We start from the raw sequence: 19,432 nt of genomic DNA, 5'->3' as shown, positions 1-19,432 counted from the left end.
GGAGCCCTGCATGAATGAGGAAGAACGCCTGTCCGAGACGGACCTTGCGCTGCTGCAACTGGGCCGGCGCCTGCAAGCCGACGGCTACCGTTTCATTACCCCGACGCCGTTGACCCACGAGCGGGTCAACCAGCGTCCCGGCAATGAGCGCGCCAAGACCATGCGGGACGTGTTCGGCTGGTCACGGCCGTTTGCGCCGGGGCTGATCAGCACCGATGAACAGCGGCAACTGCAAGACGCCCAGGTGCTGGAAGCACACGACGGCCTGTTGCGTAGCCGGGTGCGCTGGTCGAGCCTGGATGGCTTGCTGTTCGCTCATTCGCAGTTCCCCACCCAGGCCACCGATGCGGTGTTTTTCGGCCCTGACAGCTACCGCTTTGCCCAACTGATCCATACTCATCTGCAACAGAACTTCACGGCGGTGCATCGCGCCGTGGACATCGGTTGTGGTGCGGGCGTCGGTGCGATCGTGATTGCCCGCGCCCGGCGTGAAGCACAAGTACTGGCGGTGGACATCAACCCGCAAGCCTTGCGCCTGAGCGCTGTGAACGCCGCGCTGGCCGAGGTGGGCAATGTCGAGGTCGCTCGCAGCGACGTGCTGCAGGACGTGCCAGGCAACTTCGACCTGATCGTCGCCAACCCGCCGTACATGGCTGATCCATCCGAGCGCGCCTATCGCCATGGCGGCGGCGCACTAGGCGCCGGGTTGTCGTTGCGTATCGTCGAACAGGCCTTGCCCCGGCTGGCCCCGGGCGGCTCGTTGGTGCTTTACACCGGCGTGGCGATGGTGGATGGGCGCGACCCGTTCCTGGAAGCGCTGGGTCAATGGCGTGACTCGACGGATTTCGGCTGGACCTACAAGGAATTGGACCCCGACGTGTTTGGTGAGGAATTGCTGACGCCGGGTTATCAGGACGTGGAAAGGATCGCCGTGGTGGCGTTGGTTGTAACCCGCATTGGCGCAGGTATTGGCGGGGTTATCGGAGGGATTATCGATGAACAGGCGCATGAAATTCGGCATTGAAGAGGAGTACTTCATCACCGATCTGCAAACCCGTCACATGCCCGGCGAGCCACCCGCGGAGGCTGTCGCCGCGTGCCAGGCCGAGCTGGGCAAGCATTTCGCCCATGAAATGTTCTTGTGCCAGGTCGAGATGGCATCGCCCATCTTTCGCAGCCTGTCAGAGGCTGCCGACTACCTGAGCCAGGTGCGTACGGGCTTGAACCAGCGGTTGGCGCCGTATGGCCTGGGCCTGCTCAGCGCCGGTTCACACCCGATGGCCACCCCAGTGCTGCAACCGACCGACGAGCTGCATTTCCAGCAACTGTTCGATGATTACCAGCGGGTGGCGCGGCGCAGCGTGCTGTCGGGCCTGCATGTCCATGTGGAAGTCCCGGCCACCCAGGATCGGGTGCGAGTCATGAATGAGATCCTGCCCTGGCTGCCGATGTTCCTGGCCCTGAGCGCGTCATCGCCGTTCTGGAACGGTGCCTACAGCGGCTTCAGCAGCTACCGGCAAGTGGCCTGCGATGAATGGCCACGCATGGGCGTGCCGGAGTATTTCGAAGACGAGTCGACGTTCGCCAGCTACGTCGACATGCTCATGCGTACCGGGTCCATCCGCCAACCCAGCGATTGCTGGTGGGTGATACGGCCTTCCTCACGTTACCCCACGCTGGAACTGCGCATTTGTGATGCCTGTCCTCGGGTCGACGACGTCCTCTGTCTGGTCTCGCTGTTTCGCCTGATGGTGGCCCATGCCGTGGCGCAGCGCCGGCCTGGCGCCAACTACAGCCAGATGTCCCAGTGGGTCCTCAAGGAGAATCGCTGGCGGGCCAAGCGTCACGGGATTCTCGCGGAGTTTATCGTCGAGGGGCAGGAGCAGCCGATGTTGATCGGTGAATGGCTGACCCTGGCCGAGCAAACCTTCGGTGAGACCGCAGCAGAGTTGGGTGTCCAGGACGTATTCAAGCAGGTGCGCCGCATGGTGCAGGAAGGCACCAGCGCCGACCGGCAAATCGTCCTCTTCGAACAGGGGCTGCTGCTGGGCGATTCCGTCGAACAGGCCTTGAGCCGCGTGGTCGATCAATTGCTCGCGGAAACCGCCGGGCTGCCGGTCGCCGATCCGGCGTTGCAACAGGTGGCAGGTGGGCCATGAGCAGCAAGACCCTGGATGACTACAACCGCATGCGCAACTTTGCCGCCACCCCGGAGCCGGCGGCGAAGCGCTCGCGCAAATCGGCGAAGACTGCCCATGCCTTGCAGTTCTGTATTCAAAAACACGACGCCTCGCGGCTGCATTACGATTTTCGGCTGGAGCTGGACGGTGCGCTCAAGAGCTGGGCGGTGCCCAAAGGCCCCTCCCTGGACCCGAAAGCCAAGCGCCTGGCGGTGCATGTCGAAGACCATCCGCTGGATTACGCCACGTTCGAAGGCAACATCCCCGAGGGCCATTACGGCGCCGGTGACGTTATCGTCTGGGACCGGGGTGTCTGGATTCCCCAGGATGATCCCCATGAGGCCTATGAAAAGGGCCGGCTCAAGTTCGAACTGCAAGGCGAAAAGCTCAGCGGCCTGTGGAACCTGGTGCGCACCCACATGCCTGGCAAGCAGGAGCAGTGGTTCCTGATCAAGCATCAGGACCAGGCCGCCCGCCCCGAGAGTGAATACGACGTGGTCCAGGCCGAACCGAACAGCGTGCTCAGCGATCGCACCCTGGTGCCCAAGCGCCGCGGCAAGGCCGCTGCAGCCAAAGCGGTGAAACAACCGGAAAAGGCCGTGCAGGCGAAATCGCCAAGAGGCGCCGCGAAAACCACCCTCAGCGGCGCGGTCGCCGGACCGTTGCCGGACACCCTCAAGCCGGAACTGGCAACACTGGTGGAAAGCGCGCCCGACGGCGAGTGGCTCTATGAAATCAAGTTCGACGGTTACCGGGTCATGGCGCGCATCGAACACGGCGACGTAAGGCTGCTGACCCGCAACGGCCATGATTGGACCCACAAATTGCCAAGACAGGCCGAAGCCTTGGCTGAGCTGGGCTTGGAATCGGCCTGGCTCGACGGCGAGATGGTGGTTGCCAACGAACAGGGCGTGCCGGACTTCCAGGCCTTGCAGAATGCCTTCGAGGCCGGCAGCAGTGGCAAGATCGCCTATTACCTGTTCGACATGCCGTACCTCAATGGCATGGATTTGCGCAAAGTGCCAGTGCAAGAACGCCGGACGGCATTGGCCGCAGTGCTGGAGCCCAATGAAAGCCCCTTGCTGCGATTTTCCGATGCTTTCGAAGAAACTCCCGAAGCGCTGCTCAACAGCGCCTGCCAGATGCAGATGGAAGGGTTGATCGGCAAGCGCATCGGCAGTGCCTATGTGTCCAGGCGCAGCAACGACTGGATCAAGCTCAAGTGCAAGAATCGCCAGGAGTTCGTGGTGGTGGGCTTCAGCGATCCCAAGGGCGCTCGCAGCGCCTTCGGTGCCTTGCTGCTGGGGCTGCATGACGCTGACAGCGGCCAGTTACGCTATGCCGGCAAGGTCGGCACCGGGTTCAACGAAACCACCCTTAAAAGCATCTACCAGCAACTGCTGCCCCTGGAGACCAAAAAGGCCGCCGTGGTCAACCCGCCCAGCGGTTACGAAGCCAAGGGCGTGCACTGGCTCGAACCGACGCTGTTGGCCGAAGTGGCCTTTGCCGAAATGACCAAGGACGGCTCGGTGCGCCATGCGGTCTTCCATGGCTTGCGCAACGACAAGCCGGCCAAGGACATTACCCAGGAGCTGGTCAAGCCCGTGAAAAAAACCGCTGCGGCAAAAAAAACCAAAGCCAAGCATGAGCCTGGCGCGACACCGGCCAAAACCAAGAGCAAGGCCAAGGCACCGGCCTTGGACGGCAAGGTCCGCATCACTCATCCGGAGCGCGTCATTGACGCCAGCAGCGGCACCACCAAGCTGCAACTGGCCGAGTACTACGCCAGCGTGGCCGAATTCATCCTGCCAGAACTGGCGGATCGCCCGGTGGCCTTGGTCAGGGCGCCGGATGGCATCGCCGGGGAACTGTTCTTCCAGAAGAACGCCGAGCGCCTGGCGATTCCCGGTATCACCAGTCTGGACAAGGCGCTGACCGGGCAGCCGGTGATGATCATCAACAACGCCGAAGCGCTGATCGGCGCGGCGCAGATGAGCACGGTGGAGCTGCACACCTGGAACGCCACCTCGGTCGATCTGGACAAGCCTGACCGCTTCGTCCTCGACCTTGACCCGGACCCGGCGCTGCCCTGGAAAAGCATGGTCGAGGCGACGCAGCTCACGTTATCGGTGCTCGATGAGCTGGGGCTCAAGGCGTTCCTCAAGACCAGCGGAGGCAAGGGCATCCATGTGGTGGTGCCGCTGACGCGCAAGCTGGGTTGGGACGAGGTCAAGGGGTTCAGCCATGCGATTGTCAGTCACATGGCCAAGCTGCTGCCGGACCGTTTTTCGGCGGTGTCCGGGCCGAAGAATCGGGTAGGGCGGATTTTCATCGATTACCTGCGCAATGGGTTGGGCGCTACCACCATTTGCGCTTACGCCGCCCGGACCCGGGAAGGGTTGCCGGTTTCGGTGCCTGTTTTTCGTGAGGAGGTGGCCGAGCTCAAGGGGGCGAATTTGTGGAATGTGCACAATGTTCATGAGCGTCTGGCGGAAGTTGGGCATGAGCCTTGGGCGGGGATTAAGCGGACTCGGCAGAGCATTACGGCTGAGATGCGTAGGCGTATTGGTATGAGGGAGACGGATAAGTAGTGTGTTTTATAGGGGGGTGTGGATCCATTGCTGCGGTAACGGCTACTTATGGTTCCGCTTAACGGCGTGCCGAGATCAACGTCCTCCACGAGGCGGCCTAACAGCCGACCCGATTCTTGGTGGAGACCGCGTCTTTCCTGTGGGAGCGAGCTTGCTCGCGATGGGTACTGCAATGCCGCCGTAATTGGTGGGTGCAGTATCACCTTCAGCCCACCGGCACTCGCAGATATTCCGGCTGCAGGTAGTTGAACCATAGCAGGATCATTTCCACCAGGATTGTCACCAGGACCAGCAAGCCGACGCCCCAGACACTCGCCGAGTAGAGCAGGCCCTGTTCTTTCCTGAGGCTCATGAACTTGGGCAATCCGACGAATAGCAGGAATGTCGAGTAGGCCGAGGCCAGCAACAAGACGGCCACCGCCAGCCAGCGATTCGGGTAGAGCCCGAAAATCCCGGCCAGGAAGTATGGCGTCGCCGTGTAGGCGGCGAAGCCGATGCATTGGTTGACCGTCGGACGGACGTCGAAGGAGCGGGACATCCAGCGAATGAACAGTCCCATCAGCGCGACGCCGACCACGATGGTCAGGTACAGCAGCACGCACAATTGAAATGCGCTGGCGCGGCTGAGCCGTACCGTCTCGTTTTCGGCCAGGCTCCAACCAGTCCAGGTGGTGCCGATGAACAGGCACACCGCCGGAATCAGGGCTAGCAATAGCAGATGAGCCAGGTAATGGCGCGGATGAGCCTGTTCCTGCTCGCGAATGTCTGTCCAGGCGAAATCAGGATGCGTGAACAGTTTGACGAAAGGTGCAGACATGACGACCTCCTGATCAGGATGGCCTCTGCATGAGGCCCTTATAGGTTTGAGGTGCAGCAAAAGACCGGGGTTTCATTTATTTGCTGGCGCCGGACGACGGGGCGATAAAGGGAATGAATCACTACGGCAAGAGTCAACCCATCAGCATCCCTGAAGGACCCTTTGCCATGACTGCAGCCAAAATCCTGGTCGATTATCTACGAGAGCATGACCTGCGCCTGACCACGGCCGAGTCCTGTACCGCCGGGCAGATCGTTACGTTGTTGGCCGAGGTGCCGGGCAGTGGTTCACTGATCGAAAGCGGTTATGTGGTGTATTCCCCTGAAGCCAAGCAGCGTCTGCTCGGTGTCAGTCCACGCACCATCGATACCTTCAATCTGACCAGTCGTGAAGTGGCCGAGGAGATGGCCCTTGGCGCCTTGCGCGACGCCAATGCCAATGTCGCAGTGGCGACCACCGGGCTGCTCGGACCAGATGACAAGGACGGCATACCTGCCGGCACCGTGTGTTTTGCCTGGGCGTTCGATCTGAACGGCCAGCGAGCGCTGTTCAGCCGCTGCGAACGGTTCTTTGGCAGCCGCGGCCAGGTGCAACTGTGGGCAGCGCAATACGCGTTGCAGCAATTGCCGGTCTTTCACCAGCGGGCTGTGGCCGGTGAGCGTCGGTAGGGATAGATGCTGATCGTTCCCCCGCTCCGCGTGGGAATGCATCCCGTGACGCTCTGCGTCACACTTCAGAAACGGAACGCGGAGCGTCCCTGGCGGCATTCCCACGCAGGAGCGTGGGAACGATCGAAAAAAATGTTGCGCCTGGCTCAAAGTATCGGCTTACCCCCAGTAATTCCATAGCGCTCCCCGGAGATGTAGCTGGCTTCGTTCGAGGCGAGCAGCACATAGATCGGCGCCACTTCAACCGGTTGGCCGGGGCGGCCGAGCGGGGTCTGGGAGCCGAAATTCTGTACCTCTTTCTCGGGCATGGTCGCCACGATCAGCGGCGTCCAGATCGGTCCTGGTGCCACGCTGTTCACACGGATGCCCTTGGGGCCGAGCATTTGTGCCAGGCCGCCGGTGAAGTTGGCGATGGCGCCCTTGGTGGTGGCATACGCCAGCAGCGTCGGCTTGGGCATGTCGGAGTTGACCGAACTGGTGTTGATGATCGAGCCACCCGGCTTCATGTGCGGCACGGCGGCCTGGCAGATCCTGAACATCGCCGTGATGTTGATATCGAACGTACGCACCCATTCTTCGTCGGATATTTCCTCAAGACTTTCATGGGTCATCTGGAACGCGGCATTGTTGACCAGAACGTCGATATGCCCGAAGCGGGCGACGGTTTCATCGACGATTTTGCGGCACTGGTCTTTGTTCGCCAGGTCTCCGGGCAGCAACAGGCATTGGCGCCCGGCCTGCTCGACCCAGCGCGCGGTTTCCTTGGCGTCTTCATGCTCGTCCAGATAGGCAATCGCCACGTCCGCGCCCTCACGGGCAAAGGCAATGGCGACGGCGCGACCGATGCCGCTGTCGGCGCCGGTGATCAGGGCGATTTTGTTCGCCAGTCGTCCGGAGCCGGTGTAGCTCTGTTCGCCGCAGTCCGGGTAGGGATCCATTTTCCGTTGGCTGCCAGGCACCGGCTGGCTTTGTTTCGGGAAAGGTGGGAAAGGGTATTCGACCATTGTCGTTCTCCAGGCTTGGTTGCGATGGAGGGTGGACTGCGGGGGTTCGGGCAGAGTTCGGTCGGATTTTATTGCCAGTCGATGAGCGTGATGCCGGGCGTTTCGTCGGTGAATCGAGCGCTGCGACGAGCGTTGGATGAAGCTATGTTCTTCAATTAACGTACGGGTTTCGATAAGGAGCAGGACCATGTTCAGCCACATTCAGATCGGTGCGCGCGACCTGCCGAAAATGGTCGCTTTCTATGACGCCGTCCTCGGCTGCCTGGGGCTGGAACGTATCGAAGGTGAACACGACTCGGGCCCACCGGGGGAGGGTTGGCAGCGCCCCGGCAAGCATTGGCCACAGGTTTTCGTCCAGTTGCCTTTCAACGGCCTACCCGCTACCTGGGGCAATGGCATGCAAGTGAGCTTCGCCGCTGACTCCCCGCAAACCGTGCGTGCTGCCTGGGAGCAGGCGATTGCCATGGGCGGTTCCGACGAAGGCCCACCCGGCCCGAGGCCGCAGTATTGCGAAGGCTATTTCGGGGCCTATTGCCGCGATCCGGAAGGGAACAAGCTGTGCTTTGTCCATGCGCCGGATATGCATGAGTAACTGTTGTGACGAGGGGATAAATCCCCTCGCCACAATGGATTGTTGTCGCCTGTTGGATCAACCCCTGGCTTTCAGGCTACGCTCCATCCGCGCAATCCCTTCCTCCAGCAGCGTCCGCGGGCAGCCGAAGTTCAAGCGCACGAACTGACCGGCATCGTCACCAAAATCCAGGCCGGCACTCAGCCCCACCTTGGCTTCTTTCAGGAAGAAGCCCTGCGGGTCATCCAGTCCCAACCCGGAGCAATCCAGCCAAGCCAGGTAAGTACCCTGGGGCACGGTCATGGTGATGCCCGGCAGGCGAGAGCTCACCGCTTCGACCAGGTAATCGCGGTTGGCCTGCAGATACACCTTCAAGGCCTCTAGCCACGGGCCGGCCTCGCTATAGGCCGCACGGGTCGCTTCAAGGCCCAGGGCATTGACGCTGTCGACCATGCCGGCCCGGGCGCTGTTGACCCGTTCGCGCAGCTTGGCGTTCTGGATAATGGCGAACGAGGTTTTCAACCCGGCGATATTGAAGGCCTTGCTGGCGGACATCAGGGTGATGGTGCGCTCGGCAATTTCCGGGCTGAGGGACGCGGTCGGAATGTGCACGCGGCCGTCGAAACACAGTTCGGCATGGATTTCGTCGGAGATGATCCAGGCGTCCTGCTTCAGGCAAATGTCTGCCACGGCCTTGAGCTCATGGCGGTCAAACACCTTGCCCAGCGGGTTATGGGGATTGCTCAGCAACAGCGCGCCACCGCCCTGCAATGCGTCGCGCAATGCCGCCAATGGCGTGTGGAATTCACCGTTGACCGGGTCGAATGGCAATTCCACTTTGTTCAACTGCCAGTGACCTGGGGCGTTGCGTAGCGGCGGGTAGTTGGGCACCTGCACCACGACATTCTGCTGGGGTTCTACCAAGGCATGCAGCGCCATGTTGAAGCCCGGTTCGACACCCGGCAGGAACACAATCTGCTGGGGCTCGACGCGCCAGGCGTACTTGCTCCACAGGTCGGCCACGATGGCGGCACGCAGATCGTCCTGGGCCACGCTGTAGCCCAGCATCGGATGTTCCAGGCGCTTGTGCAGCGCGTCGATGATCACGGACGGGGCGGAGAAGTCCATATCAGCGACCCACATCGGCAACACATCGGCCGGGTAGCGGCTCCATTTGGTACTGCCGGTGCCGTGGCGCTCCAATACCGTGTCGAAATCGAAAGTCATGGGGGTTCCATCAGTCAGTCATGAGATTGCGAACATCATACCCCGAGCCCTCCGGATACGAATGTATCTCTGTGTATCCAAGGCCATTGTTGATACGGACGATTTCATTCAAGGCCGTCGCTGACACATGCGCGATACCTGGCCGACGTCAAATGAGCCCACCGAGACAGCCCAAGCCGTCTCACTGGCTCACCCCACGTCGGAGATAACGTCATGAACTGGAAAAACCTCAGCATCGCGTCCCTGTTTGCCGCACTGAGCCTTGGCGCTGTCGCGGCCAATGCCCAAGGCAGCATCAAGCCTCACACCTACATGTATGGCGACCACCTGGATGTCGCCAAGGTGCTTTCGGTCAAGCAAGGCTCGGGCTGCGGCGTCGTGGAGACACGCATGACCTACCTGGACTCGGCCGGCCAGATCCAGGCACTGGACTACAACGCCGTCGCTCAGGACTGCGCTCAGGACAATTGATCCAGGTCCGTGGGCCACTCACTCAAGGAGAGTCATCATGCTTGCAATTTCATCCGTTTGCGCCTGGCACCGTTGCCTGGTTCACACCGCCAGGGGCAGTGCGCTCAGTCTCGCACTACTCGCTGCCAGTCCGGGCGCCTGGGCGGCCACCGTCGACGTCGCGCCATCCGGCACGGTTCAATCGTCTCAATCCGAAGCCATCCGTCCATACCGCATCCATGTCGATGACGCGAAGCTGGCCGAACTGCGCAAGCGCATTGCCGACGCCCGTTGGCCGGACAAGGAAACCGTCAACGACGTTTCCCAGGGCGTGCAACTGGCCCAGGTACAGGACTTGGTGAAGTATTGGGGCAACGGTTATGACTGGCGCAAGGCCGAGGCCAGGCTCAATGCATTGCCCGAATTCATCACCACGATCGATGGTGTCGACATCCAGTTCATTCATGTGCGTTCGCGTCATCCCAACGCCATGCCGCTGATCCTTACCCATGGCTGGCCGGGTTCGCAGTTCGAGTTTCTCAAGACCATCGGCCCGCTGACCGATCCGACCGCTTACGGCGGTCGCGCCGAAGACGCTTTCGACGTCGTGATCCCCTCGATTCCCGGCCACGGCTTTTCCGGCAAGCCAACTGAGTTGGGCTGGGGCCCGGACCGCGTGGCCAAGGCCTGGGACGTGCTGATGAAACGCTTGGGCTACACCCATTACGTGTCCCAGGGCGGTGATCATGGGTCGGTCATCTCCGACGCCCTGGGCCGCCTGGCGCCGCCCGGTTTGCTGGGCATCCATTTGAACATGCCGGCGACCGTGCCGCCGGAGCTGGTGAAGCCGATCAACAGCGGCGAACCGGCACCTGCGGGGTTGAGCGGTCCGGAACGCACTGCCTACAACTCGCTAAGCACCTTCTTCGGCCGCAATGCAGCCTACGGCGCGATGATGGTGACCCGGCCGCAGACCATCGGTTATCTGCTGGCGGATTCGCCCTCGGGCACAGCGGCATGGATGTACGAGAAGTTTGCCGCCTGGACTGACAGCGACGGCAAGCCGGAGCGTGTGCTCAGCCGCGATGAAATGCTCGACGACATCAGCCTGTATTGGCTGACCGACACCGGCGCATCGTCCTCCCGTTTCTATTGGGAGAACAACAACAATAACTTCAGTGCGGCGGCGCAAAAAACCGCTGACATCAAGGTCCCGGTGGCGATCACCGTGTTCCCCCACGAAATCTACCAAGCCCCGAAAACCTGGGCCCAGCGGGCCTATCCATCGCTGTCCTACTTCAACGAAGTCAGCATGGGCGGCCATTTCGCTGCCTGGGAGCAGCCGCAATTGTTCAGCGAAGAGTTGCGCGAGGCATTCCGGCCATTGCGTAGCGCCGCGAAAAACACCGTCGCCCAGACCGCTCATTAAACCTTTCCTGGCGGCTCCGGACCGGGAGCCGCTCATCCGCCATTCGTAAGGGAGATTCACATGGACACGACTCTGAACCACCCATCCGCACTGCGCCGTACTCGTTTGTTCACCCCAGCCATCCTGGTGTTCGCGATGATGCAATTGGGCGCCTTGGGCTTCGCGTCGTCGCAGGCAAACGCCGCCGATGTACCTGCCAGCACCATCGGCGCCATTACCCCGGGTAGTCATACCTCGTTCGGCCCGTTGAAGCACGTCAAGGCCGGCCTGCTGGACGTTTCCTATGCCGAGGTCGGTCCCGCCGACGGGCCGGTGGTCATCCTGCTGCATGGTTGGCCCTATGACATTCACAGCTACGCGGATGTGGCGCCAGCGCTGGCAGAGAAGGGCTATCGCGTGCTGATCCCGTACGCCCGCGGTTATGGCGATACGCGTTTCCTGTCGGCCAAGACCCTGCGCAACGGCCAGCCTTCTGCACTGGCAAGCGATCTGATTGATTTCATGGACGCACTGAAGATCAAGCAGGCCGTGCTCGGCGGTTATGACTGGGGCGCACGCACCGCCGACATTGTCGCGGCCCTTTGGCCGGAGCGGGTGAAGGCGCTGGTGGCGGTGAGTGGCTACCTGATCGGCAGCCAGGAGGCCGGCAAGACACCGCTGCCACCGGCCGCCGAACTGCAGTGGTGGTATCAGTTCTACTTTGCGACAGAGCGTGGTCGCCTCGGCTACGAGAAAAACACCCACGACTTCGCCAAACTGATCTGGCAGCTGGCGTCGCCCAAGTGGAACTTCGACGACGCGACGTATGACCGAAGCGCCGCCGCTTTGCAGAATCCCGATCATGTCGCCGTTTCAATCTTCAACTATCGCTGGCGCCTGGGCCTGGTCAAGGGCGAGGCCAAATACGACGCGCTGGAAAAGAAACTGACGACGTTCCCGTCGATCAGCGTGCCGACCATCACCTTGGAGGGTGATGCCAATGGCGCTCCTCATCCCCCCGCCGAAGCCTATGCCAAGCGTTTCACTGGCCAATACGAGCATCGCCTGATCGATGGCGGTGTCGGCCACAACTTGCCGCAAGAAGCGCCGCAGGCTTTCGCCCAGGCCGTGATCGATGCTGATCATCTGCGCTAACACTCAAAACCCAAGGAGTTTTCAATGAAAAAAGTCATTGCCGTACTGGCGTGCAGCGCTGGCCTGTTCATCGGTGCCAACGCGCTTGCGCAAACTGAAAAACCCACGGTGGTCCTGGTGCATGGCGCCTTTGCCGATGCATCAAGCTGGAATGGTGTCGCCAGGATTCTCGAGAAAGACGGCTACACGGTGGTGGCGGCGGCCAACCCTCTGCGCAGCGTGAAAAGCGATGGCGCGGCGGTGTCAGCCTTGTTGACCAGCATCAAGTCTCCCGTTGTGCTGGTCGGTCATTCCTACGGGGGCAACGTGATCAGCGAAGCGGCCAATGACCACGCCAACGTCAAGGCACTGGTCTACGTCAGCGCGTTCGCCCCCGAGGCGGGGGAAACCGTCGCCGGACTTGCCGGCAAATTCCCCGGCAGCACCCTGGGCCCAACCCTTGCCGCGCCTGTCCCGCTGACTGATGGCGGCAAGGACTTGTACATCCAGCAAGCCAAGTTCCACGACCAGTTCGCCGCGGATGTTCCCGCCGGACAAGCGGCCCTGATGGCCGCGACTCAACGGCCGGTCACGGAAGCGGCTTTGAACGAGCAGGCCGGGCCGCCCGCCTGGAAGCACATTCCGTCCTGGTACATCTATGGCGACAAGGACAAGAACATCCCGCCGCAGGCCATGGCGTTCATGGCCCAGCGTGCCGAGGCCAAGGCGGTGAAAGTGGTCAAGGGCGCGTCCCATGTGGTGATGGTTTCAAACCCCGAGCCGGTCGCTCGCTTGATTGAGACAGCCGCTGCGGCGAAGTGATACTCATCTGAGCGGCCTCGGAAGATAGAGCGCGCCTCTCGAAGGCGGGTTGTACCTTCATTCTCTGATGGATTGCAGGGATCGAGGCAACGGTTGTCTGAAACAACGGTATTTCTCCCCAAGGTCCGAGACCTGAAATTCCCTTGGATCAGGCAACGATGCCGGCGAATCCGGCAAACGGATAGGCGTTTCGCTCCACATACTCTCGCGGCCCTGAGGCCCTGCCACAGCTGTATCCGAGTGGCAGGGGCTTTTGTAGGCCATCGAAAACATGTGTGCGAGTGCTTGATATGGAAAACAACACGATCCGCTTTGCCTGCAACGGCTGCGGGATCTGCTGCAAGGGCCGGCTGATTCCGCTGACGCTGGATGAGGCAAGGCAGTGGCTAAACCGCGGACATGAGGTGGCGGTCATACTGGAGGCGTTCGATGAGTCAACCTGGCCTTCCGAACCTCGGCAATTCGCCCACAGCGCCCAACGGGCCGTGGCAGTCACCAGTGGCGAGGCCCAGATTCGAGTCGTTGCGGTACTGGCGGGCAATGCGCTGACGCAATGCCGCAATCTCGGCGACGATGGTCGTTGCGGTATCTATGAAGAGCGGCCGTTGGTCTGTCGAATCTACCCGATGGAAATCAATCCGCTCATTGCCTTGCGTCCTGCCGACAAGGTCTGTCCGCCTGAGGTCTGGGAGGCGGGCGAGGTCTTGTTTACCGACCGCGTTGTCGATCCGATCCTGGCCGATCAGATTGAACGTTCCCGCCAGGCGGACAGGGACGACGCCCGGGCCAAGATTGCGCTGTGTGAAGCGATGGGCATGAACGTCGCCGCCTGGAAGGGTAACGCGTTGGCGGTGTACTTGCCTGATCGGGCGCAATTGGCTGAAGCGATCATTCGCTACGATCGCGCGCCCGTGGCACCGACAGGTCTGGATTGGAAAGTGCGGGTCGAAACGCCGGCCCTGGCCCAACGACTGCTGCAAGTGGGTGTCGCGCTGGATGAACGACGGTCAGCCGGCTACATCTTCCAGAATCTTTAGGCGCCCATCCAAACCATCACTTGTGCCCCCCAAACTCCTGAAAACATATTGTCATTTCTGGCCCGAGGTGACTGATGCGAGCCACGGATCGTTAAATCGAGTAGGAAATTGCGTCAATCAGGCAAGCGACTCGAACTGCCGACCCAGCATACTGCGTCTATATTGATCAACGACTTGCGGTGATGCCGAACAGTGTTCGCCATCACCGCAAGTCGTGGGCCCGATGTTTCCAAGGAGTGAAATGTGCACACTGATTTCAACAGCGACATCAGTCGCCTGGCCGGTTCGGTCAGCCAGCTCGTGCCCAGCGAGGGCGACCAGATCACCGCCATTGCCGGCTTGAGCCTGCATCGGCGCAATGCGATTACCGCGCCGACGCACTGCATCTATGGCCTGGGCATCGGCGTGACATTGCAAGGCCGCAAGCAAGCCATGCTCGGGGACGAGATACTGACCTACGCCCCCGGCCAGTCCATGGTGACCTGCGTGGATCTGCCGGTCATTTCCCATGTCTCCCAAGCCAGCGTCGCCAAGCCGTTCCTGGGCATGATGCTGAGATTCGACAGCACGATGGTCATGCAGGTGGCCGAGCGCATGCAGTTGTCACAATGCATGAGGGACGACGCGTTTCGACCGGTTACCGTACAAGCGCTGGATGCCGGGGTGCTGGACGCCCTGCGGCGCTTGATAGATCTGCTGGAGGAACCGTCGCTGCTTGAGACCGTGGCTCCGCTGATCAAGGAAGAGATCATCGCTCGCCTGTTGAGCGGTGCCCACGCGCCACAGTTGCTGCATGTGATCGCTGCCGGGTCACCCAGCCAGCACATCGCCAAGACGGTTGCCTGGCTGAAACTGAATTTTCGCCAGGCGTTGCGCATGGACGATCTGGCGGCACAAGCGCACATGAGTCCATCCACGTTTCGCCAGCATTTTCGGACCGTGACCGGTATGAGTCCGTTGCAATACCAGAAGCAACTGCGGCTACAAGCCGCTCGGCAGTTGATGTTGAGCCAGAACGTCGATGCGAGCAGTGCAGGGGGCCTGGTTGGCTATGAAAGTGCCTCGCAGTTCAGCCGTGAATACAGCCGTCTCTTTGGGGCGCCGCCGCAGCGGGATATCAAGCGCATTCGCTTGTGATCGTGAGGCTTGTCTGGCATTGCGACCAGACAGCCTCAGCCGCCTGTCACGTCAACTTGAAAGGCAACTCACGTAACGGTTTACCCGTCAGACTCGCCACCGCGTTGGCAAAAGCCGGGGCCAGTGCCGGCAGGCCGGGTTCACCCATCCCCGTAGGAGGCTCGGCGCTGGGCACGATGTGGACGGCAAATGTCGGCATGTCGGTAATGCGCGGCACGCTGAAGTCAGCAAAATTGCTCTGCTGCACCACGCCATCTTTCAGCGTGATCGCGCCACCTGGCAGGCACATCGACAATCCCATCAGCGCCGCGCCTTGGACCTGGGCCTCGACACTGCGTGGGTTGACGGCCAGGTTGCAGTGCACACCGGCCGTCACGTTGTGCAGCACCGGCCGGCCGTCCTGCACCGAGGCTTCGACGACGTAGGCCACCACCGAGCTGAACGACTCGTGGACCGCCACGCCCCAGGCATGGCCTGCCGGTAACTGGCGCTTGCCATACTCGCTCTTGTCCACGGCCAATTGCAGCGCCTCGCGATGGCGTGGGCTCTGCTCACCAAACAGTTTCATCCGGTAGGCCACCGGATCCTGCCTGGTCGTGCGGGCGATCTCGTCGATCAGCGTTTCCATCACAAACGCCGTATGGGTGGAGCCCACACTGCGCCACCACAGCACGGGAACGTTGAGCTTGGGGTGATGAACCGTCAGCCGCATGGGAAGCGGATACGGATTGCGCAGGCCTTCCGTGGCGGTCGGGTCGATGCCGTTTTTCACCCGCCCGCCAAACACGGTGCCGGTGATGATCGATTGGCCCACCAGGGCGTGGTCCCAGGCGAGCACCTTGCCGCTGTCGTCAAAACCGATGCGCGCACGGTGCAGGTGCATGGGGCGATAGTAGCCGCCCTTGATGTCGTCCTCCCGGCTCCACAGGGTGCGGATAGGGGCGTTGACCCCGGCGGTGCGGGCGGCCTTGGCGATCTCGCAAGCCAGTACGACGAAATCGTTGGTGGGCACGCCGCGCCGGCCAAAACCACCGCCGGCGGTCTGCACGTTCACCTGGATCTGCTCTGGCTTGAGGCCCAGCACCTTGGCGGCCGCGGCACCATCACCGCCAGGGAACTGCGTACCGACCCACAGTTGAGCGCCATCCCCGACTAGCTGCACGGTGCAGTTGAGGGGCTCCATCGGGGCATGGGCGAGGTAGGGAAACACGAACTCGGCGTCCAGTTGATGCGGCGCGCTGGCAAGCGGCGTCATGTCTGCATCAAAGTGCAGCGGGCCGGGTTGCTTGGCCAGTTCCCGGTATTGAGCCAATTGTTTCTCACTGTCCACTTTTTCTACAGCGCTCGCATCCCACTCCACCTTCAGCGCATCGCGTGCCAGCTTTGCCTGCCAGTAACTGTCGGCGACCACCGCAACACCTTCGGCACCGCCGTCCAGTGGTATGCGCAACACGGCTTTTACACCTTTCGTGGCACGTGCCGCGCTGTCATCCAGGGAGGCGATTCTGGCGCCGAACACCGGAGGTCGGGCGACGACAGCGGTGAACTGCCCCGGCAGATGCATGTCGATGCCAAAATCCTGCTGGCCGCTGCTCTTGGCCTTGGCGTCGATGCGTGTCGTGGCCTGGCCGATGATGCGGAAATCCTTGGGATCCTTGAGTGTGATCTGCTCGGGCACCTGCATCGCCATCGCGGCTTCGGCCAGCTCGCCATAGCTCGCTTTACGGCCTGCCGGGCCGAGGACCATGCCGGCCTGGGTGCTCAGGCTCGCCACGTCCACGTTCCAGCGCGCGGCGGCGGCACTCAGGAGCATGGCGCGGGCGCGGGCGCCGAGTTCGCGGTACTGGGTATAGCTGTTCTTGATCGAGTTGGAACCGCCGGTGAGGTGGATGCCGAAGGCCGGGTCCATGTAGGCGGCGTCGCTGTTGCCGTTGCGACTGCGTACCAGGCTCCAGTCGGCATCGAGTTCTTCGGCAAGAATCATCGGCAAGCCGGTCTGCACGCCCTGGCCGAACTCCAGGCGGTTGATGGTTACCGTGACCTCGCCGCTGGGCGCGATCTGCACGAATGCCGAGGGTTGCTGGGTCGGTTTGAGCGGCGCGGCAGCACCATTGGCCTCCTGCGCCAGGGCCAGGTGAGGAAAAGCGCCGAGCGCCAGACCACCGACGCCGACGATCTTGAGAAAACTGCGGCGCGGCAGCGTAGCGGGACCGTCAGCCTCGTCGCGTTCAAGCAGGTGCTGCAAGGCGCGAGGGTGCTCGTTCGGGAAAATCTCGTTCAACATGGTCTGCTCCGATCAGGCAAGGGCTTTGGCAGCATCAGCCACCGCGGCGCGGATACGGGCGTAGGTGCCACAGCGGCAGATATTGCCGGCCATGGCCGAGTCGATCTCGGCGGCCGTGGGCTGCTTGCCCTTGGGCTGGGCCTTGAGGAAAGCGGTCGCGCTCATGATCTGGCCGCTCTGGCAGTAGCCACATTGCGCCACGTCATGCTTGACCCACGCTTCGTGCACGGCGCTGCCGACCGGGTCGCTGCCGTTGGTTGCCGCTTCGATGGTGGTGATCTTCTTGCCTTCGGCGGCGGCAATGGGCGTCACGCAGGAACGAATGGCCTGGCCATCCAGGTGTACGGTGCAGGCGCCACACAACGCCGCGCCGCAGCCGAACTTGGTGCCGGTCATGCCCAGCGTGTCGCGCAAGGTCCAAAGAATCGGGGTGCTTGGGTCTACGTCGACCGTGTATTCACGGCCATTGATGTTGAGGGCGCTCATAGGGGTACCAGCTCCGGATGGTTTGGCTCTGGTCAACTATAGAAAGCAATGCCGGGGGGCGATTGCACAATCCGGGCGGATAATTGCCTGATCGTGCGAATCGAAAAGGTGCTGAGTGTTGCCACAGCACAGCTGAGATCCCAACAGACAACACCCAACAGACAACCTAGCCAGGAGAGCGTCACGTGTGAGTTCCACTCCCTGGCCCCGAACAATACTGACCGCTTACAGCAATGGAATGCTATAGCTCACGATCAGGCGATTCTGATCCTGGTCACGAGCAATATCGCTGCGGGACATGCCGTTGCGCCAGCCGAAACCGACGTTCTTCAACGCGCCGCTCTGAATTACATAGTCCAGGGAGATATCACGCTCCCACTCACTGGCGTCCTGGCCGCTGGCCGTCTGGATGTTGTCGCCCTTGAGGTACATCACCGAGGCCTTCAAACCCGGCACGCCAAGCCCTGCGAAGTCATAGGCATACTGGGCGAATGCCGTGCGCTCGCCGGCCTGGATGAATGTCTGGATGGTACGGTCGGTGTAGAGGTAGAGACTCGCGCCGCCTTCGCCTTTACCCACCAGGCCGCCCTGGTTCAGTTGTGTAAAGTTGCTGTCTTCGGACACGCTTTGATAACCGGCGGTAATGGCATGGCCGCCCAACGAGTAAATGAACGCCGCACTCCAGGTATCGTTGTCGATTTCACCGCTGCCGTCCTTGGTATAGCCGCCGACTTTGTAACCACTGGCGCGACCGGCTGCGCTGCCGTTCTTGCCATCGGACGTGGTCTTGAAATAACGCAGGTCGGTTTTCAACGAGCCGTATTCACCCAACGGTAATACATGCAGCAAGCCGGCGAAGTGCTGCTGGTAATAATCTTCCAGATTGGCGTAGTAATACTGGGCGGTCAGGTCCTTGGTCAGTTTGTAATCGCCACCGGCAAAGGTGAATTTGTTGCTTTCCTGGCTGCCGCCCGCCACGGCCAGGCCGGCGCTGTCACTGGAAGCACGGCCGGTGGCGTGTTCCAGTTGTCCGGCAGTGAAGGTCAGGTTGTCGATTTCATTGCTGGTGACTTGGCCACCCTCGAAGGTTTGCGGCAGCAGGCGGCCATCGTTGGAAACCAGGATCGGCAGCTTCGGCTGCAAAGTGCCGTAACGCAGTTCGGTCTTGGAAACACGCATCTTCGCGGTTGCACCGAGACGCGACCATTGGTCCGCCGCCTTGTCACCATCGTTTGGGAACATCGAGCCGCCAACATGACGACCCGCGCCGCTGTCGAGCTTCAGGCCTAGCAACCCGATCGCGTCCAGGCCAAACCCCACGGTACCGTCGGTAAACCCGGATTGATAATTGAGCATGAAGGCCTGGCCCCATTCTTCGGTCTTCGAAGGTGCGGCGGCGCCATCACGGTTATCGTTGTTGAAGTAGAAGTTGCGCAAGTTCAAGTTGGCTTTGCTGTCGCTGATAAAATCAGCCGACGCCAATGGACTCAGGACCAGACTCACACCGCCAGTTAAAACACTCAGTACTTGCAATAGGGCTTTCATCAGGACGAACTCCACCGCGGAATCACTGTTCCGGGCATGTTGGAAAGGCAGCAGTAAGCTCTCGGCCGATC

Annotated in this window: 17 protein-coding genes; 11 read left to right on the top strand and 6 right to left on the bottom strand. The window is 61.4% G+C overall.

Features of this window, described 5'->3' with window-relative positions:
- Positions 1-10 precede the first annotated feature (10 nt).
- Genes KGA89_RS11110 through ligD form a run of 3 tightly spaced genes read left to right on the top strand, consistent with a single transcriptional unit; the run spans position 11 to position 4,771 of the window.
- Positions 11-1,024, top strand: a complete 1,014-nt coding sequence (locus tag KGA89_RS11110) for a methyltransferase (protein ID WP_003201800.1) — start codon at positions 11-13, stop codon at positions 1,022-1,024.
- On the top strand, positions 996-2,159 hold the full coding sequence (locus KGA89_RS11105) for a carboxylate-amine ligase (RefSeq protein ID WP_013693345.1): 1,164 nt from the start codon (positions 996-998) through the stop codon (positions 2,157-2,159). Before KGA89_RS11110 ends, KGA89_RS11105 begins: the two co-directional genes overlap by 29 nt.
- The gene (gene ligD, locus KGA89_RS11100) at positions 2,156-4,771 is read left to right on the top strand and encodes a DNA ligase D (RefSeq protein ID WP_223471549.1); all 2,616 of its coding nucleotides are present in this window, start codon (positions 2,156-2,158) and stop codon (positions 4,769-4,771) included. Before KGA89_RS11105 ends, ligD begins: the two co-directional genes overlap by 4 nt.
- A gap of 205 nt (positions 4,772-4,976) precedes the next feature.
- Here the strand turns inward: ligD and KGA89_RS11095 are convergent, their stop codons facing one another.
- On the bottom strand, positions 4,977-5,588 hold the full coding sequence (locus KGA89_RS11095; RefSeq protein WP_223471548.1) for a Yip1 family protein: 612 nt from the start codon (positions 5,586-5,588) through the stop codon (positions 4,977-4,979).
- Between the two features lie 167 nt (positions 5,589-5,755).
- Here KGA89_RS11095 and KGA89_RS11090 point away from each other — a divergent pair, with 167 nt between their 5' ends.
- The gene (locus tag KGA89_RS11090) at positions 5,756-6,256 is read left to right on the top strand and encodes a CinA family protein (protein ID WP_003201806.1); all 501 of its coding nucleotides are present in this window, start codon (positions 5,756-5,758) and stop codon (positions 6,254-6,256) included.
- 146 nt (positions 6,257-6,402) lie between these two features.
- On the opposite strand, the gene KGA89_RS11085 is transcribed toward KGA89_RS11090, so the two are convergent.
- On the bottom strand, positions 6,403-7,260 hold the full coding sequence (locus tag KGA89_RS11085) for an SDR family oxidoreductase (RefSeq protein WP_223471547.1): 858 nt from the start codon (positions 7,258-7,260) through the stop codon (positions 6,403-6,405).
- A 187-nt stretch (positions 7,261-7,447) separates the two neighbouring features.
- On the opposite strand from KGA89_RS11085, the gene KGA89_RS11080 reads away from it, so the two are divergent.
- Positions 7,448-7,852, top strand: a complete 405-nt coding sequence (locus KGA89_RS11080) for a VOC family protein (RefSeq protein WP_003201811.1) — start codon at positions 7,448-7,450, stop codon at positions 7,850-7,852.
- A gap of 57 nt (positions 7,853-7,909) precedes the next feature.
- On the opposite strand, the gene KGA89_RS11075 is transcribed toward KGA89_RS11080, so the two are convergent.
- Positions 7,910-9,058, bottom strand: a complete 1,149-nt coding sequence (locus KGA89_RS11075; RefSeq protein WP_223471546.1) for a MalY/PatB family protein — start codon at positions 9,056-9,058, stop codon at positions 7,910-7,912.
- 213 nt (positions 9,059-9,271) lie between these two features.
- Here KGA89_RS11075 and KGA89_RS11070 point away from each other — a divergent pair, with 213 nt between their 5' ends.
- The 6 genes from KGA89_RS11070 to KGA89_RS11045 all read left to right on the top strand — a co-directional run bounded on the left by KGA89_RS11070 (position 9,272) and on the right by KGA89_RS11045 (position 15,046).
- Positions 9,272-9,529 carry a DUF2790 domain-containing protein gene (locus KGA89_RS11070; protein ID WP_003201821.1) on the top strand — a complete coding sequence of 86 codons (258 nt, stop codon included), beginning with the start codon at positions 9,272-9,274 and terminating at the stop codon, positions 9,527-9,529.
- A gap of 37 nt (positions 9,530-9,566) precedes the next feature.
- Positions 9,567-10,937: an epoxide hydrolase family protein gene (locus tag KGA89_RS11065; protein ID WP_223471545.1), complete on the top strand. Its 1,371-nt coding sequence runs from the start codon at positions 9,567-9,569 to the stop codon at positions 10,935-10,937.
- Between the two features lie 60 nt (positions 10,938-10,997).
- On the top strand, positions 10,998-12,071 hold the full coding sequence (locus tag KGA89_RS11060) for an alpha/beta fold hydrolase (RefSeq protein WP_223471544.1): 1,074 nt from the start codon (positions 10,998-11,000) through the stop codon (positions 12,069-12,071).
- Positions 12,072-12,095: 24 nt separating this feature from the next.
- Entirely contained in the window at positions 12,096-12,872 is a 777-nt protein-coding gene (locus KGA89_RS11055) for an alpha/beta fold hydrolase (RefSeq protein ID WP_223471543.1), read from the top strand.
- A gap of 290 nt (positions 12,873-13,162) precedes the next feature.
- Positions 13,163-13,909, top strand: coding sequence for a YkgJ family cysteine cluster protein (locus KGA89_RS11050; RefSeq protein WP_223471542.1), 747 nt, complete (start codon positions 13,163-13,165; stop codon positions 13,907-13,909).
- Between the two features lie 243 nt (positions 13,910-14,152).
- The gene (locus KGA89_RS11045; protein WP_223471541.1) at positions 14,153-15,046 is read left to right on the top strand and encodes an AraC family transcriptional regulator; all 894 of its coding nucleotides are present in this window, start codon (positions 14,153-14,155) and stop codon (positions 15,044-15,046) included.
- A gap of 46 nt (positions 15,047-15,092) precedes the next feature.
- Here KGA89_RS11045 and KGA89_RS11040 read toward each other — a convergent pair whose 3' ends face one another.
- The 3 genes from KGA89_RS11040 to KGA89_RS11030 form a co-directional block, all read right to left on the bottom strand.
- Positions 15,093-17,330 (bottom strand): xanthine dehydrogenase family protein molybdopterin-binding subunit, encoded by a 2,238-nt coding sequence (locus KGA89_RS11040; RefSeq protein WP_223471540.1) that lies wholly within the window; start codon positions 17,328-17,330, stop codon positions 15,093-15,095.
- 12 nt (positions 17,331-17,342) lie between these two features.
- Positions 17,343-17,816 (bottom strand): (2Fe-2S)-binding protein, encoded by a 474-nt coding sequence (locus tag KGA89_RS11035; RefSeq protein WP_003201837.1) that lies wholly within the window; start codon positions 17,814-17,816, stop codon positions 17,343-17,345.
- A gap of 225 nt (positions 17,817-18,041) precedes the next feature.
- Positions 18,042-19,361 carry an OprD family porin gene (locus KGA89_RS11030; RefSeq protein ID WP_003201839.1) on the bottom strand — a complete coding sequence of 440 codons (1,320 nt, stop codon included), beginning with the start codon at positions 19,359-19,361 and terminating at the stop codon, positions 18,042-18,044.
- Between the last annotated feature and the right edge of the window lie 71 nt (positions 19,362-19,432).

Origin of the sequence: Pseudomonas sp. A-RE-22, assembly GCF_019956035.1 — a bacterium.
Lineage (GTDB): Bacteria > Pseudomonadota > Gammaproteobacteria > Pseudomonadales > Pseudomonadaceae > Aquipseudomonas > Aquipseudomonas brassicacearum.
This window is presented reverse-complemented; position numbering and strand designations above follow the sequence as displayed.

Excerpts from the sequence above, each read along its gene's own strand:
- KGA89_RS11060 (WP_223471544.1), top strand. The coding sequence starts at position 10,998 with ATGGACACGACTCTGAACCACCCATCCGCACTGCGCCGTACTCGTTTG.
- KGA89_RS11040 (WP_223471540.1), bottom strand. The coding sequence starts at position 17,330 with ATGTTGAACGAGATTTTCCCGAACGAGCACCCTCGCGCCTTGCAGCAC.
- KGA89_RS11050 (WP_223471542.1), top strand. The coding sequence starts at position 13,163 with ATGGAAAACAACACGATCCGCTTTGCCTGCAACGGCTGCGGGATCTGC.
- KGA89_RS11095 (WP_223471548.1), bottom strand. The coding sequence starts at position 5,588 with ATGTCTGCACCTTTCGTCAAACTGTTCACGCATCCTGATTTCGCCTGG.
- KGA89_RS11105 (WP_013693345.1), top strand. The coding sequence starts at position 996 with ATGAACAGGCGCATGAAATTCGGCATTGAAGAGGAGTACTTCATCACC.
- KGA89_RS11065 (WP_223471545.1), top strand. The coding sequence starts at position 9,567 with ATGCTTGCAATTTCATCCGTTTGCGCCTGGCACCGTTGCCTGGTTCAC.
- KGA89_RS11055 (WP_223471543.1), top strand. The coding sequence starts at position 12,096 with ATGAAAAAAGTCATTGCCGTACTGGCGTGCAGCGCTGGCCTGTTCATC.
- KGA89_RS11070 (WP_003201821.1), top strand. The coding sequence starts at position 9,272 with ATGAACTGGAAAAACCTCAGCATCGCGTCCCTGTTTGCCGCACTGAGC.
- ligD (WP_223471549.1), top strand. The coding sequence starts at position 2,156 with ATGAGCAGCAAGACCCTGGATGACTACAACCGCATGCGCAACTTTGCC.
- KGA89_RS11110 (WP_003201800.1), top strand. The coding sequence starts at position 11 with ATGAATGAGGAAGAACGCCTGTCCGAGACGGACCTTGCGCTGCTGCAA.
- KGA89_RS11075 (WP_223471546.1), bottom strand. The coding sequence starts at position 9,058 with ATGACTTTCGATTTCGACACGGTATTGGAGCGCCACGGCACCGGCAGT.
- KGA89_RS11085 (WP_223471547.1), bottom strand. The coding sequence starts at position 7,260 with ATGGTCGAATACCCTTTCCCACCTTTCCCGAAACAAAGCCAGCCGGTG.
- KGA89_RS11030 (WP_003201839.1), bottom strand. The coding sequence starts at position 19,361 with ATGAAAGCCCTATTGCAAGTACTGAGTGTTTTAACTGGCGGTGTGAGT.
- KGA89_RS11090 (WP_003201806.1), top strand. The coding sequence starts at position 5,756 with ATGACTGCAGCCAAAATCCTGGTCGATTATCTACGAGAGCATGACCTG.
- KGA89_RS11035 (WP_003201837.1), bottom strand. The coding sequence starts at position 17,816 with ATGAGCGCCCTCAACATCAATGGCCGTGAATACACGGTCGACGTAGAC.
- KGA89_RS11080 (WP_003201811.1), top strand. The coding sequence starts at position 7,448 with ATGTTCAGCCACATTCAGATCGGTGCGCGCGACCTGCCGAAAATGGTC.